This is a genomic window from Enterococcus sp. DIV0774 (genome assembly GCF_050539095.1).
In the GTDB taxonomy this organism is placed as follows: Bacteria; Bacillota; Bacilli; order Lactobacillales; family Enterococcaceae; genus Enterococcus; species Enterococcus faecalis.
The window spans coordinates 949487-964799 of record NZ_CP172923.1; the positions used below are offsets into that span (position 1 = coordinate 949487).

15 protein-coding genes are annotated in these 15313 nt (G+C 36.3%); 11 read left to right on the forward strand and 4 right to left on the reverse strand.

Annotated elements, in window-relative coordinates; translation table 11 throughout:
* Window positions 1-19 precede the first annotated feature (19 nt).
* From ireB to IGL86_RS04725, 4 genes are all read left to right on the forward strand, one after another.
* Window positions 20-289: a regulatory phosphoprotein IreB gene (gene ireB, locus IGL86_RS04710; protein WP_002357937.1), complete on the forward strand. Its 270-nt coding sequence runs from the start codon at window positions 20-22 to the stop codon at window positions 287-289.
* Entirely contained in the window at window positions 286-708 is a 423-nt protein-coding gene (gene ruvX, locus IGL86_RS04715; protein WP_002357936.1) for a Holliday junction resolvase RuvX, read from the forward strand. The genes ireB and ruvX overlap by 4 nt, the downstream gene beginning before the upstream one ends.
* Before the next feature lie 37 nt (window positions 709-745).
* On the forward strand, window positions 746-1051 hold the full coding sequence (locus IGL86_RS04720; RefSeq protein ID WP_002357933.1) for a DUF1292 domain-containing protein: 306 nt from the start codon (window positions 746-748) through the stop codon (window positions 1049-1051).
* A gap of 500 nt (window positions 1052-1551) precedes the next feature.
* Window positions 1552-2400 (forward strand): helix-turn-helix domain-containing protein, encoded by an 849-nt coding sequence (locus IGL86_RS04725; RefSeq protein WP_002385984.1) that lies wholly within the window; start codon window positions 1552-1554, stop codon window positions 2398-2400.
* 72 nt (window positions 2401-2472) lie between these two features.
* Here the strand turns inward: IGL86_RS04725 and IGL86_RS04730 are convergent, their stop codons facing one another.
* Entirely contained in the window at window positions 2473-3642 is a 1170-nt protein-coding gene (locus tag IGL86_RS04730) for an NAD(P)-dependent malic enzyme (protein WP_002375134.1), read from the reverse strand.
* 31 nt (window positions 3643-3673) lie between these two features.
* Window positions 3674-4999: a 2-hydroxycarboxylate transporter family protein gene (locus tag IGL86_RS04735; RefSeq protein WP_002357930.1), complete on the reverse strand. Its 1326-nt coding sequence runs from the start codon at window positions 4997-4999 to the stop codon at window positions 3674-3676.
* A gap of 147 nt (window positions 5000-5146) precedes the next feature.
* Here IGL86_RS04735 and IGL86_RS04740 point away from each other — a divergent pair, with 147 nt between their 5' ends.
* The 3 genes from IGL86_RS04740 to IGL86_RS04750 all read left to right on the forward strand — a co-directional run bounded on the left by IGL86_RS04740 (window position 5147) and on the right by IGL86_RS04750 (window position 8899).
* The gene (locus IGL86_RS04740; protein WP_002378211.1) at window positions 5147-6697 is read left to right on the forward strand and encodes a Spo0B domain-containing protein; all 1551 of its coding nucleotides are present in this window, start codon (window positions 5147-5149) and stop codon (window positions 6695-6697) included.
* Window positions 6678-7370, forward strand: coding sequence for a response regulator (locus tag IGL86_RS04745; protein WP_010818343.1), 693 nt, complete (start codon window positions 6678-6680; stop codon window positions 7368-7370). The genes IGL86_RS04740 and IGL86_RS04745 overlap by 20 nt, the downstream gene beginning before the upstream one ends.
* 185 nt (window positions 7371-7555) lie before the next feature.
* Window positions 7556-8899 (forward strand): NADH peroxidase, encoded by a 1344-nt coding sequence (locus IGL86_RS04750; RefSeq protein WP_033625536.1) that lies wholly within the window; start codon window positions 7556-7558, stop codon window positions 8897-8899.
* A 52-nt stretch (window positions 8900-8951) separates the two neighbouring features.
* Here the strand turns inward: IGL86_RS04750 and IGL86_RS04755 are convergent, their stop codons facing one another.
* Window positions 8952-9863 (reverse strand): LCP family protein, encoded by a 912-nt coding sequence (locus IGL86_RS04755; RefSeq protein WP_002385983.1) that lies wholly within the window; start codon window positions 9861-9863, stop codon window positions 8952-8954.
* Window positions 9864-10140: 277 nt separating this feature from the next.
* Between IGL86_RS04755 and alsS the strand changes: the two genes are divergently transcribed.
* From alsS to IGL86_RS04770, 3 genes are all read left to right on the forward strand, one after another.
* Window positions 10141-11793 (forward strand): acetolactate synthase AlsS, encoded by a 1653-nt coding sequence (gene alsS, locus IGL86_RS04760; protein ID WP_002357923.1) that lies wholly within the window; start codon window positions 10141-10143, stop codon window positions 11791-11793.
* An 11-nt stretch (window positions 11794-11804) separates the two neighbouring features.
* Window positions 11805-12509, forward strand: coding sequence for an acetolactate decarboxylase (budA, locus tag IGL86_RS04765; protein WP_002366507.1), 705 nt, complete (start codon window positions 11805-11807; stop codon window positions 12507-12509).
* Between the two features lie 149 nt (window positions 12510-12658).
* On the forward strand, window positions 12659-13741 hold the full coding sequence (locus IGL86_RS04770) for a PA2928 family protein (protein WP_002366508.1): 1083 nt from the start codon (window positions 12659-12661) through the stop codon (window positions 13739-13741).
* Between the two features lie 113 nt (window positions 13742-13854).
* On the opposite strand, the gene IGL86_RS04775 is transcribed toward IGL86_RS04770, so the two are convergent.
* On the reverse strand, window positions 13855-14616 hold the full coding sequence (locus IGL86_RS04775) for a WxL domain-containing protein (RefSeq protein ID WP_033625359.1): 762 nt from the start codon (window positions 14614-14616) through the stop codon (window positions 13855-13857).
* A gap of 230 nt (window positions 14617-14846) precedes the next feature.
* Here IGL86_RS04775 and IGL86_RS04780 point away from each other — a divergent pair, with 230 nt between their 5' ends.
* Entirely contained in the window at window positions 14847-15227 is a 381-nt protein-coding gene (locus IGL86_RS04780) for a hypothetical protein (protein WP_033625358.1), read from the forward strand.
* Window positions 15228-15313: the final 86 nt, after the last annotated feature.

Genomic DNA, 15313 nt, shown 5'->3' on the forward strand with positions numbered 1-15313 from the left:
AGAAGTGAGGTGTAGTAAAATGGGTTTTACAGACGAAACAGTACGCTTTGATTTTGATGATAATCGAAAAAAAGCAATCAGTGAAACGTTAGAAACCGTATATCGGGCATTAGAAGAAAAGGGATACAATCCTATTAACCAAATAGTAGGGTATTTACTTTCTGGGGACCCGGCTTACATTCCTCGTTATCAAGATGCTCGAAACTTAATTCGTCGTCATGAACGTGATGAAATCATGGAAGAATTAACCAAATATTACTTAGCGAACCACGGAATCGATATCAAATGAGGATCATGGGGCTAGATGTAGGTTCACGGACAGTCGGTGTGGCTGTTAGTGATTTATTAGGTTGGACAGCGCAAGGCATCGAAATTATTCGCATCAATGAAGAGGAAGAGAACTTCGGCTTTGAGCGATTAGGTGAATTGGTGAAAGAATACGAAGTCACGAAATTTGTCGTAGGTTTACCGAAAAACATGAATAATTCCATCGGTCCTAGAGCTGAAGCATCCATGGCATATGGTGATAAGATTCAAGAATTATTTCAATTACCTGTTGACTATCAAGATGAACGATTAACAACTGTCCAAGCAGAGCGTTTCTTGGTGGAGCAAGCAGATGCTTCAAGAGCCAAAAGAAAGAAAGTCATTGATAAACTAGCGGCAGTAATGATTCTACAAAATTATTTAGATGCACATAGCCGATAATTATCGAGCTTTGAATACATCAAGGGAGAGAAGAAGAATGACAGAACACAACCACGATCATGATCACGAAGGACATGAACACATTACTTTAGTAGACGAACAAGGAAATGAAACATTATACGAGATCCTACTAACTGTTGACGGTCAAGAAGAATTCGGTAAAAATTATGTTTTATTATATCCAGCAGGAATTCCTGAGGATGAAGATGTTGAATTGCAAGCTTACTCATATGTGGAAAACGCAGAAGGTACAGAAGGCGATTTACAGCAAATTGAAACAGACGCTGAATGGGATATGATTGAAGAAGTTTTCAATACATTCATGGCTGAAGAAGAAGAGTAAAACTGTAACGAGAGAAGCGCTACTTCTCCTATTGAGAAGTAGCTTTCTTAATAATAATTGTTATAATGTACATGTTGTTTCTATCATAAGATACTATCACTATCATTGAGTGTGGTGGATAAAGAAGGACAGCATTGTCTAGTTTTACAAGATGTTGTAAAAACGTAACATCCTTGTAATGACGTTAATTTGGCAACTATCTAGCATAATTTATAATTTGTGTTATACTAAGTGTGAGGTTTCAGAAATACTGTTAATTTTATAATATTAAATAAAAAAATGGCTCCACCTACTGGCATAGGTAGAGCCGTCAGAAATTCAGTTAAACAAACACGTAATTATTGGTGTGGTGCATTGCCACGAACTGAAATTCCAGTTAATAAAGCAAGTAAATCAAACATATATTTCACCTCCTTTATTATGATAGCTTCATTATAACATTATCTGTAAAATGATGGTATGTTTAATACAAAAAAAATAGAAAGATTGGAGTTTTGAGTGTGAGAGTAGCGGGAGAAAAAATCAAAACAGCGCGTAAAAAGAAAAAATTATCGCAAGCTGAATTGGCAAAAGGAATTTGTACACAAGCAACAATTAGTAACATTGAAAACAAAAATGTGTGTGACAGTTTAGACATTTTCTCATCTGTATGTCTACGTTTAGACTTACAAGTAGAAGAATGTATCGAAGGTTCTAGTGAGAAAAAACTCGAAAGCTTATTAAATAAAGTAGAAGAATTATGCTTTTACTTTAAGCACGATGAAGCCTATGATTTGTTGAAAGACTATCCAGATGATATCGAAAGTTCAAACAGAATTTTAGAAACAAAATTTTTCTATTATAAAGGAATTACGAGTTTATTAGGTAAGAAAAATAATAGCGAAGCATTGTTCTATTTACATCGTGGTTCTGAAATTAGTCGTGATATTAATATTTATAATATTTTGAGCATGAATGCGATTGGTATTTTATATGAATTAGAAGATGATATTGAAAAAGCAAAAGTTTATTACGATAAATCTTTACAATTGCTAAGCGAATTCAAATTAGATTATCCATTAGAGCAATGCCGTATTTATTATAATACCGCAAAATTCTATTCATTAATTAAAGACTATGCAAAGAGTATTGAATTAAGTGATAAAGGAATCGAAATTAATCGGACGCACAGTTCTATTTACTCTTTAGATTGCTTATTATACGAAAAAGCGTTTAATAAACAAATGCTAGGACTAGATGCTGTTGAAGATTATCGTATTGCATACTACTTTACACGTTTCTTTGAAAATAAAAAATTACTTACTTATATTGAAAAAGATATGCAAGAGTTTAACATCAGTTTTAAATAATAAATTATTGTTTCAGATTTTAAAAAGAACAACCTAACTCAAGAGGAGTTAGGTTGTTCCTTTTTTCTCTTTTTAATTTGTTTCTTTGACAGCGTTACGGACGCTTTCGGCGACGACTTTTGCGACTCCTTCTTGGAATGGATCGGGAATAATATTGGTCGGCGTGAGTTCATTATCGGGAATCAATTTTGCAATACCTTTGGCAGCGGCAATTTGCATTTCAATCGTAATCTTTTTCGCCCGAGCATCTAAGGCACCACGGAAGATACCAGGGAAGGCTAACACATTATTAATTTGATTCGGAAAGTCACTACGACCAGTTCCGACAATATAAGCGCCTGCCGCTAAAGCTTCATCAGGAAAAATTTCAGGAACTGGGTTAGCCATTGCAAAAATAACTGGCTGCTCATTCATCTGTTGAATCCACTCGGGTTTTAAAACACCTGGTGCCGAAACACCAACAAAGACATCAGCGCCTTCAAGAGCAGTAGCTAAATCACCAGTACGATGTTCCCTATTGGTTAGCTTCGCAATTTCTGCATGGTGTGGTGGCAGACCTGTATCTGTTTCGCTCAGAATCCCTGTACGGTCAACAATGATAATATGTTTTACGCCAGCAGCTAAAAATTTTCTTGTGATCGAAAGACCAGCGGAGCCACCGCCGTTGATTACCACATGAATGTCCTCTATTTTCTTGTTGATTAATTTTAAGCTGTTGTACAAAGCCGCTAGAACAACAATCGCTGTCCCGTGTTGATCATCATGGAAAACGGGAATATCTAGTTCATCGATTAAACGCTGTTCAATTTCAAAACAACGAGGAGCGCTGATATCTTCCAAGTTAATCCCCCCAAAGGTTGGAGCCAAAAATTTCACCGTTTGAATAATTTCTTCAGTATCTTGTGTATCTAAAACAAGGGGAATCGAATCCACACCAGCAAAGCGTTTAAACAATGCAGCTTTTCCTTCCATGACAGGCATCGCTGCTTCAGGACCAATGTTACCTAAACCTAAAACTGCTGAACCATCACTGATAACGGCGACGGTGTTTTTCTTTGTCGTTAATTCGTAAGCGCGTTCTTTTTTTTCATGTATGGCAGAAGAAACAGCCGCAACACCTGGTGTGTAGGCAATTCCTAAATCTGCTTTTGTTTCAATCGGAACTTTAGGGCAGACTTCTAATTTTCCCCCAAATTTTTTTGCTTGCTCAATCGCTAATTCTTTTACATCTTTTGTTGACATATCATTTTCCTCCTAAATAATTCACTTATAGTTAAAAAAGCATTCTAAAAATAGCAGTCATTGTTATTACTGTAATGGCACCGCCTAAACGTGTCGCAACTTGTGCAAACGGCATTAAGTTCATTCGATTGGCTGTACTTAAAATAGCCACATCGCCAGTCCCACCCATACCACTCTGACAAGCGGAGACAATGGCAGCCTCAACGGGATTCATATTCATGAAGCGTGAAACGAAAAATCCTGTAGCAATAACAGTGAAAACGACACTAATTACCACAACAAAATATTGCCAGCTAAGCATTCCTACGACATCTTTTAAAGGAATATATAACATGCCTAAGCCGACCATTAACGGGAACGTAAAATTGCCAGAGATAAATTTATAAAGCTGTTTTGATCCGCGTTGGGTTTCTTTCGGTACTACGTTTAAGTATTTTAAAAAGGCTGCGACAACAATCATCAAAACAGGACCAGGAAAGCCTGTTAAGTGTTGTAATAAACCGCCTGTAATAAATAAGGTACACGCAATTAAAACACCAGCACCCATTAATTTTACATCAATTGGTGCTTTGTCTTCTTCTAAAGCATCACTTAAATCATCTGAATTAGTAATTTTGATCAACTGACCTTGTCCAGAAAGTTCAGGGCGTTTTTCTCCTAAACGACTAAGTAAACCAGAACACATAATAGCAAAAAAATTACCAATAATGGTTGCGGGAATTAATTGCCCCACTAATTGTTCACTTGGCAATCCAGTAATGGCACTATAACCAAGGGATAAAGGAAGAATGCCTTCACCAATTCCACCAGCTAAAACAGGAGTGACAATATAGAAAAGGCTATGTTTCCAACCGAGACCTAACAGTGTTCCAACAAGGGTCCCAACCCCCATTGCTAGAATCATTCCTAATGCCATCGGGACAATCATGCGCATTAAACCTTGGACTAAAATTTTGCGGTTCATTCCAAGGATACTTCCACAAACTAAACAAGCAATATAGAAATAGAGAAAGTTTGCTTGTTTCATTAAAATATCTGTTGAGTCTAAGACATTTTGGTTGAGTAAATTGAAAAAGACCATAATTGATGGTACTAATAAAGATAAAATTGCGGGACCGCCAAAATGTTTCAAAATAGGAATATTTCCACCAATTGTTCCAAGTAACCAACCCATTGTTAAAATTACGGCAAAACCACCTAACATATTGACTGGTAGTTGTTCTAATAGAGCCGTAACAAGAATAATGCTAGCTGTTACAAGATAAACAGGTAACGTAACCGAACCAATCCTCGTTTTTGTTAATTTGTTGCGCCAATCTGTTTCATTAGCAGCTGTTGCGTGCAATTTCTTTTCCATGCTATTTCCTCCTATAACTTTAATCTATATTCATCATAATGTAAACGTTTTCTGTAGAGTAGATTATTTAATTAATTTAACTAAAGAAAAGTTTTTTAACCAAATCTTCCTATGCTATACTTTATTTGAAGAGAAAAGAGGGATGGAATGAAGCGTGGCGGGAAATTATGGTGCTTCTTATCAGTGATTTTTATTGCAACATTAATTATTATGATTACTTTCTTTTACGGAGTAACGACGGTCCAAACAATTAAAGAAGTTCGTAAAAACCAAGAGCAAGCACTTTTAGCCGTCGGGGAACAGTTGGCTATTGAACCGAATGTTATTGAAGCCTTAAAGAATGATCACTATTCAGATGAATTGGAAGCGTATACGGTTCGTTTAGGTGAAATCCATCAGTTGGATTTTATCGTGATTATGAATATGCAGGGGATTCGTTTAACACATCCTGATCGCCAAAAAATAGGTAAGCATTTTGAAGGTGGCGATGAAGTGCGAGCATTAAAAGGGGAGGAACATTTGTCTGTTAGTCAAGGGAGTTTAGGAGAATCATTACGAGGTTTTGTCCCAGTCTATGATCAAGGAAAACAAATTGGGGTTGTGGCAATGGGCATTAAAATGACCTCGCTTTCACAATTGATTGAACGAACAAAAAATGATTACACAGTGAGTGTCCTTTTAAGTGTTGGTTTTGGCTTTATATTAGCCATCGTGGTTTCTTATTATTTAAAAAAACAACTTCACGATTTAGAGCCAAGAGAAATTGCTCGTCTATTAGAAGAGCGAAATGCCATGCTTGAGGAAACGAAAGACGCAATCCTTGTGATTGATACCGATCAAAATATTTTATTAGCAAATATTGAAGCAACTAAAATGTATCATAATATAACAAATAGTGAAGAAAATTTACTAGGAAAGAAACTTTCAGCATTGGTTTTATCTCCTGAAAAATTAATCGTACATTCAAAAACAGAGCAATTCTATCGTCAAAATGGCCAGGATTATTTCGTCTCAATCGCCCCGATTAATGTCCGTAAAAAAACAATTGGGCATGTTATCTTTCTGAAAAATGCGACGGAAACGTTTATTGTCGCAGAACAGCTTGTCAGCACAACAACATATGCTTCGGCATTACAAAGTCAATCACACGAATTTATGAATAAGATGCATGTCATTTATGGCTTAGTCGATTTAGAAGATTATGAGGCGCTAAAACATTATCTAGCCGATTTATTGAAACCAGAAAAGGAATTTGCACAGCGCTTAGCTATTTTGGTTAGGAATCCTATTTTAGCAGGTTTTTTAAGTGGGGAAAGAATCAAGTTTGCAGAAATTAAAACACAATTAGCTATTGAAATTTATCCAGAAATTCCACCAAATAAACGAGATGAAGATACGCAAAATTTGATTGCTATCTACCGTTATATTCATCGTTTCCTGATGGAGCAAACGTTACCAGAAGAGATCATTGAAACCATTGATTATCAGCCAGGAAGTTTGACGACGACTTATTCGTTTGCTTATCCAAAAGAACAACTGGAACGCTTTGAACAAGAGTTTTTCACTTCTTATTTGGCAAGATTATTAGAGAATGCGGAAGCGACATTGACTTGGGAAAACCAACAAAACAATTGGCTTGTCCTTCGCATAAATGTTCATTACGAAGGAGCAGAGGAAAATGAACCTATTGATTATTGAAGACGATCCTATGGTTGCATATATACATCAAAAATATCTTGAAAAATTAATTCACCAACCGACTATTTTTACGGCGGCAACAATTGCTGAAGGTCTACAACTAACGAAAGAAAAACAACCAGTACTTGTTTTATTAGACGTTCATTTAAAAGATGGCAATGGCTTGACCTATCTGGCAACAATTAGAGATGAAAAAATTGACACAGAAGTTATCCTGATTACGGCTGCCAACGAGTTAGAAAATGTTAAACGAAGCTTACATTTAGGCGTTTTAGACTATTTAGTTAAACCCTTTTCTTTTGAGCGATTTCAACAAAGTATCGAAAACTATCAGAAAAAAGCTGCTCAATTCACGCTGGAAACGAAGGAGCTTTCGCAAACAAAAGTGGACCAATTGTTTCATTCTTCACAGACAAACGCACGTAAAAATGAACAAGCTCTTCAAAACATGTCCTTAGAAAAAGGACTAACACAAGCAACATTACAATTATTGTTAAAAAAAATAGACGAATTTACCGACTATTTTACGATTCAAGAATTATCAGAAGCGAGTCAGCTTTCACATGTTTCTGTTCGCAAATATGTGTTGTTTCTAGAAAAAAATAACCTTTTAGAAAGTAAAAATAGCTATTTAAAAGTGGGGCGTCCCTATCAATCGTATCGGAGAATTTAGTATTTTTTATTTTTTAGTAAATAAAAAAAGTAATTGAAAAGTGGCGAAATACAGAGGATACTCCTTTTTATTCTCATTTAAAGCACTTAATTGAGAATGGAAAAGAGGATATTATTTGTTATTTTTTGAGAATATATGATATTCTTTATTATGTAAGAAATAATATTATATGGGAGGAACGAGCGATGAAAGTTATTGTTTTAGGATCATCACATGGAGGTTATGAAGCGGTAGAGGAATTACTAAATCTTCATCCTGATGCAGAAATTCAATGGTATGAGAAAGGTGATTTTATCTCATTCTTGTCTTGTGGCATGCAGTTGTACCTAGAAGGAAAAGTGAAAGATGTTAATTCTGTTCGCTATATGACTGGCGAAAAAATGGAGAGCCGTGGTGTAAATGTCTTTTCTAATACTGAAATTACAGCGATTCAACCAAAAGAACATCAAGTGACAGTGAAAGATTTAGTGTCAGGTGAAGAACGTGTTGAAAATTATGATAAATTAATCATCAGTCCCGGAGCTGTCCCATTTGAATTAGATATTCCAGGTAAAGATTTGGAGAATATTTACTTGATGCGTGGTCGTCAATGGGCCATTAAATTAAAACAAAAAACAGTAGATCCAGAAGTCAATAATGTGGTTGTGATTGGTAGTGGTTATATTGGGATTGAAGCTGCCGAAGCATTTGCAAAAGCCGGCAAAAAGGTTACTGTTATTGACATTTTAGATCGTCCATTAGGGGTATATCTAGATAAAGAATTTACAGATGTTTTAACAGAAGAGATGGAAGCTAATAATATTACCATTGCAACTGGTGAAACAGTTGAACGTTACGAAGGCGACGGTCGTGTGCAAAAAGTCGTTACAGATAAAAATGCGTACGATGCTGATTTGGTCGTTGTAGCGGTTGGTGTCCGTCCAAACACTGCTTGGTTAAAAGGTACCTTAGAATTACATCCGAATGGCCTAATCAAGACGGATGAATACATGCGGACAAGTGAGCCTGATGTATTTGCAGTAGGGGATGCTACGTTAATTAAATACAATCCTGCAGACACAGAAGTAAATATTGCCTTAGCAACGAATGCTCGTAAACAAGGTCGCTTTGCTGTGAAAAACCTAGAGGAACCAGTTAAACCTTTCCCTGGTGTTCAAGGATCTTCTGGCTTGGCCGTCTTTGATTATAAATTTGCTTCAACAGGGATTAACGAAGTCATGGCTCAAAAATTAGGAAAAGAAACAAAAGCGGTGACAGTAGTAGAAGACTACTTGATGGACTTTAATCCAGACAAACAAAAAGCTTGGTTTAAATTAGTGTATGATCCTGAAACAACACAAATTTTAGGCGCTCAATTAATGTCGAAAGCAGATTTAACTGCAAACATTAATGCTATTTCATTAGCGATTCAAGCCAAAATGACAATTGAAGACTTAGCCTATGCGGATTTCTTCTTCCAACCAGCGTTTGACAAACCTTGGAATATTATTAATACAGCGGCTTTAGAAGCGGTGAAACAAGAACGTTAATAGAAGAGAAAATAAAACCCATGAGTATTTATAGTACTCGTGGGTTTTATTTTTATTTTGTATTCAATTGATTTTTCAACTCTTGTTGGACACGAGTTAATTCTTGTTCATCCACACGTTGATAGGAAACACCATCTTGCATAAAACCAGTACCTTGAAGTTGGTCTTGTTTCACTTTACCAAAGGCACTGCGATAATCTAAGGCAATTTTTTTCATGTCATCAAAACTTAAATCTGTCTTCATATTATCAGAAACAGCTGTTAAAATTTCTTGATAGTTGCTCACGCTATTAAGACTTAAGACTTTTTGGACGATGCCTTCAATCACTTTTCTTTGCCGTTCTTGGCGGCCGTAGTCACCATTAGGATCTTCGTAACGCATTCTTGAATAGGAGAGTGCTTGTTCACCATCCAATGAAATTTTACCAATCGTAAAATCATATCCGTCTTGAGAAAAAGTCAGATTATTGTTCACTTCGATTCCGCCAACCGCGTTGACTAATTCTTTTAAACCAGCCATATTAATTGAAACATAATGATTAATAGGTATATTTAAATAGTTTTCAACTGTGTCCATTGCTAAAGATGCGCCACCAAAAGCATAGGCGTGATTCAATTTATCTTGTTTTCCTTGACCTGGAATATCAACATAGGTATCGCGAGCAAGACTGACTAAGGTTGTTTGCTTGTCACGAGGATTAACTGTTGCAACAATTGTTGTATCCGAACGACCTTGCTCGACACGCCCATCATCGCCTGTATCAATCCCTAATAATAAAACAGAAAAAGGCTCCTTATTGTTTAAATTGACCTGACTTTTTTTAGATCGTTCTACTGTTTCATAGGTTTTATCCATTGATTTAGAAACATCCCAATAAAGTTTTGCTCCCATTCCAACAACTGCAAGAAATAGAACCAAGATAATTCCAAAGATAATGGCAAAAATTTTCTTCCCTTTTGACATATTTTTCCTCCAATAATTTATCACAGGTTGTGATTTTTTTCTTATAGGTTAATCTTACTAATTTTTAGTGAAGAAGTATATAATAATTGTTGAAAGACTATAAAACTTTAAGGTATTTTGCATTATTTTTGCTTAATCTTTTGAAATATCTCAATTCTATTAAAATATGCGAATTAGTATATTACACGTTTTCAATGTGTTTCATTGTTGATTAATTAGAATTTTAGTGGTATTTTTGTATTTGTAATTAGTACAGATTTTAATTGGAGGTATAACAGTGAGTAAAAAAGGATCAGATATCATAGTAGAAAGTTTAATCAATCACGAAGTGCCCTATATTTTTGGGATTCCCGGTGCAAAAATTGATGGGGTTTTTGATGCATTAGTTGATAAAGGCCCAGAATTAATTTTAGCTCGACATGAACAAAACGCTGCCTTTATGGCACAAGGGATTGGTCGTTTGACGGGAGAGCCTGGCTTAGTTATTGCAACTAGTGGACCTGGTGCCAGCAATTTAGCAACTGGGTTAGTAACTGCGACTGCAGAAGGGGACCCTGTTTTAGCATTGGCTGGACAGGTGAAACGGTCCGATTTGTCAAAATTAACTCACCAAAGCATGAATAATGCTGCATTATTTAGTCCAATAACAAAATTCAGTACAGAAATTCAAGATCCAGAAACATTATCTGAAAATATTGCCAATGCTTACCGTATCGCCAAAACAGCGAAAAAAGGCGCAACATTCTTATCGATCCCACAAGATGTCACAGATAGTCCGGTGACAGGCGAAGCAATTAAGCCTTTGTCGGCTCCGAAACTGGGCCATGCATCAGCAGAAACAATCGCAGCTTTAGCTGAACGAATCAAGCAAGCGAAATTACCTGTTTTACTTTTAGGAATGCGGGCCTCTGCACGAAAAGTTACCGCAGCCATTCGTGAATTGGTTGCTATAACTGGTTTGCCAGTCGTGGAAACGTTCCAAGGAGCAGGAATTATTTCAAAAGAATTAGAAGAACATTTCTTTGGGCGTGTTGGTTTATTTCGAAACCAGCCTGGGGACCGTTTGTTAAAAAGAAGTGATTTAGTGATTGCGATTGGTTATGACCCCATTGAATATGAAGCACGTAATTGGAACGCAGAAAAAGATGCGCGCGTTATTGTTATTGATGAAGTTCAAATGGAAATTGACCAATATATGCAACCGGAAGAAGAGCTAATTGGTGATATGTCTAAAAATATTTTGAAATTATCAGAAGCATTTAGTGAACCAATATTAACAGAAGATGCGCAAGATTATTTAGAAACGCTTCAAGAAAAATTAACGATTAAAGAAGTAAAAACAAGTACAATTGAAAATCGATTACATCCATTAGAAATTGTTCAAACGCTTCAAGAAAAAACCACGAATGAAATGACAGTTACTGTTGACGTAGGGAGTCACTACATTTGGATGGCTCGCCACTTTAGAAGTTATGAACCGCGTCATTTATTATTTAGTAACGGTATGCAAACATTAGGTGTCGCTTTGCCTTGGGCAATCTCGGCTGCGCTGGTTCGTCCGAATACACAAATTATCTCTGTTTCTGGGGACGGCGGTTTCCTATTTTCGGCGCAAGAATTAGAAACAGCGGTTCGTTTAAAGCAAAATATCGTGCATATTATTTGGAATGATGGTAGTTATGATATGGTTAAATTCCAAGAAGAAATGAAATATAATCGATCCTCTGGCGTAGATTTTGGTCCAGTTGATTTTGTGAAATATGCTGAAGCTTTTGGAGCCAAAGGGGTTCGAGTACATTCACAAGCAGAATTTGCCGCAGCTTTAGAAGAAGGAATGCAAACAGAAGGCCCAGTGATTATTGATGTTCCTGTGGATTATTCAGATAATCAAGAATTAGGTAAAACATTGTTACCAGATCAACTTTATTAGGAGATGGAAAAATGAGCGAACAATATGTTTATCAACATGGTACGCTAGGCGGTTTAATGGAAAGTTTGATGGCAGGAACGGCAGAAATTGGTACGTTACTCACGCAAGGTGATTTTGGAATTGGGACATTAGAAGGCTCAAATGGCGAAATTATTTTATTGGACGGTATATTGTATCATGCGAATCAAACTGGCGAAATTACTATTTTAGAAGGCGAAGAATTAACGCCATATGCCGCAGTTACTCGTTTTCAAGAAGATGGCGCATTCCCTGTATCAACGGAAACCGATGAAAATATTAAAGCACAAATTTTAGAAAAAATTAGTCCTAATTTTTTTGCGGCAATTAAAATTAGCGGTCTTTTTGCGAAGATGCATGTCCGTGTGGCACCTAAACAAGAAAAACCGTATCCACCATTTGTAGAAGCCGCACGCAATCAACCTGAATTTACAGCGGAGAATATTCAGGGAACAGTTGTAGGGTTCTTTACACCTAAATTATTTCATGGTGCCTCTGCCGCAGGGTTTCATTTGCACTTTATCAGTGAGGATCACCAATTTGGTGGGCACATTCTTGATTTTGGCATTAAACAAGGGACTGTTTCGTGGATGGAAGCAGCAGAATTGCGGCAGCATTTTCCAGTTCATGATGCTGATTATCGGAATAAAGAAATTGATATTGCAAAAGCTTTGTCCGCAATTGAAGAAGCGGAATAACAAGGCATATTTCTCCACGCCCATTCAAGTTGACCTAGTTAGTCAACTTGAATGGGCTTATTGCTGTTCGTCGCTTTTTGTTGTTATTTTTCAAAAAAAAATAGTATCCTTTTTATAATAAGCAAATAACAATTGGAAAGGATGGCGTAATGGACACACTTTATAGAAGTTGGCAATTATCTGGTTGGCTCTATCATGATATTTTTGTCATCATTGTAGCAATTATTTTTATAGTAATTAGTGGTATTTTGGTTATTTCCTTAATAAGAAGGCGGAGTACAAGGAGACTGGTTCCCTATGCGTTAATTTTGTTGGTTTATCTTGCAGTGGTACATTTTGCTGGTTTAATCTTTTTCGGAATGTTTCGTTCAGTAACGATTGAAGAGAAAAGTGCGACGTTTTATTCTGAAAAAACGAAAGGCTTAACTTCAATTGAGCGAATGATTATCCCAAATGGACGAACGAATGGCATTAGCACCAGTAACTCATTGTTCCAAGTGATTTCTGTTAATAGTCAGACGGGCGAACGAATGTGGAGTAAACGTTTAGGCTGGCGTGATTATTTAATTGGTCAAACGGATCAATATGTGGTTTTGAATAATGCTGATAACGAGGCCATTTACTTACTCGATACAAAAACAGGGAAAAAACAGTTTTCCGAAGCGGATTTAGTGAAGAAATTCCCTGAATTAAAAGACTATTTAAGCTCTGATTTCGTTGATTATCGTTTTATGGATAATCGCTATCTCTATATTTATGGATTAAACAATCGATATTATCAATTAGATTTGAAAAATTGGCAGTTAAAACAAGATCCAACTTTCAAAGAAGTCTTTCAAACACAAGAAGCGCCTAAATGGACGGTAGATTCAAATGAGAGTCAAATTGGTCAAAAGCTGTCATCGGAAGAGCGTACAACAGTGCAAGGAAAACTAGAAGAGCAACTAATAGCACCAGTTTTATTAGGCAAGAAAGATGAAGCAAATTATTATGTTCTGTCATACAAGAAAAGACAAAGTAATCAAGCGATAGTTGGCTTATACAATTGGCAGAAAAAAACATACGAGTGGCAAACACCGTTGCTTTTAACTAAAGAAAATGTACCTATTGAAGCTTTTCAAGTAGAGGATGCGTTATTCATTAAAGTCCCGCGTTATTTATACAAAATTAACCTGAATAATGGTAATCAAGAATATCAGTTTGATTACCGTTGGGGCCAAGTGATTCGTTAAACGAAAAGTGGTAAAGCATGCTTAGACAAATAGAAGGAGCAAATAGTCCTTATGATATAAAAAAATGCTTAGAAGAGTAGTGATTCCGCTAGTTTTCTAAGCGCTTTTTTATTTTATGCAGGTCCAGAGATTAAATTCCAGATAATCGAACCTGTATATGCGCCAGGAAATAATTGTGAAACAGGGGTTTGGATTGCAAGAGAAATATCGGTCATGCGGCCGCTCCACATTCCTTGTCCTTTTCTATCACCAGCGTTACTCATTAAAGTCGCACCGTTACCGATAATAATTGGGTTGGTCGGGAAGTCGGGTGCAGCAGGATCTTCTGAAAAATCCAGTCCATACATTGTATTTGTCATAAAGAAACGCCTTAACGTTTTGTCATAGCGAGCATAGCCGCCTGTTAATTGAAACGTAATGATGCCTAGTAAAGAATGAGCTTCGTTTCGCATGTGTGGGATTTCAGCAGTGACATGCCAACCAGTTAAGGCTCCGCGAACATCCCCCATCCCGAAGTGTCTCATTGTATGAGTATTGCCTTCAGAAGGTCGTATAGGAACTGCCGTTAAATCACCAGAAATCGCTTGGGTTTCAAAAGTAAATTCTTTCGGAATAAAGAGCAAGTCGAAACTAGTGTTAGGATTTTCTAAGTCAGGATCAATGGCATCGTCAACCGATTCATCGCCAGGCAGCCCTCCAAGTTCTAGTTCAACTGAAACCGGCGTTTTTCCAGAACGGGTGGCAAAAGAAACCGATGGGTCAAAACTAAAGAGACTAAATACTAGCAACAAGGCTGCCATTGATTGATAAGTGAGTAGATTTTTTTTATTCAAGAAAGTTCCTCCTTTAGGTGCTGATAATATAAGTATACGCAAAAAGAGCTGTTTTTATTTATCAGTAATTTACAGGGAATTCGAAAATATTGAGACAAATAGTTTTTAATATTAGTTGAGAAAGGTGAGTCGACAATTTTTACTTGTTGATTCTGTCTTTTTTGAGCACCATTCGTTATATCAAGCATGCTAAAATATAAAAGAAATCATCAGGTATCACTAATGAAAAGGGAGAGGAGGAGAAAACTTTGAGTAAGTGTTTGGGGTTGTTGATGATTTTATTTGTATTATCTGGCTGTTCAGGAAGTAGGGATTCACAACAGGAAGTCGTTATAGAAAAGTCTGCTAATAATGACAAAGTAAGACAATTTGTCGATCAAAAAAATCCGCATTTAGGAACGCAATTAGAAGCAGAATCTTATACTAAACAGGAAGCGATTGAATTTTTACAAAATGGTTTAGGGATACCAACGAATGACTCGGCGTTTCATTATACGTTTAAGCAGTCAAATAAAGGAAGTTATGTTGTTCAAATTATATTTGAAAAGAATAGTGTCTCAAAAGAGAATGAATTGTTCGGATATTATCAGGTGTATCAAGATGGTATTATAGTGAAAATGATGGAAAAGGATCAAACGTTCCAAGAAAATTAAGTGATAAATAAAAAAGTTGACAAAAAACACAAACAGCCTTGTTTGTGTTTTTTTGTTTAATGTTCGTGTTTTATTTTTTAATAACC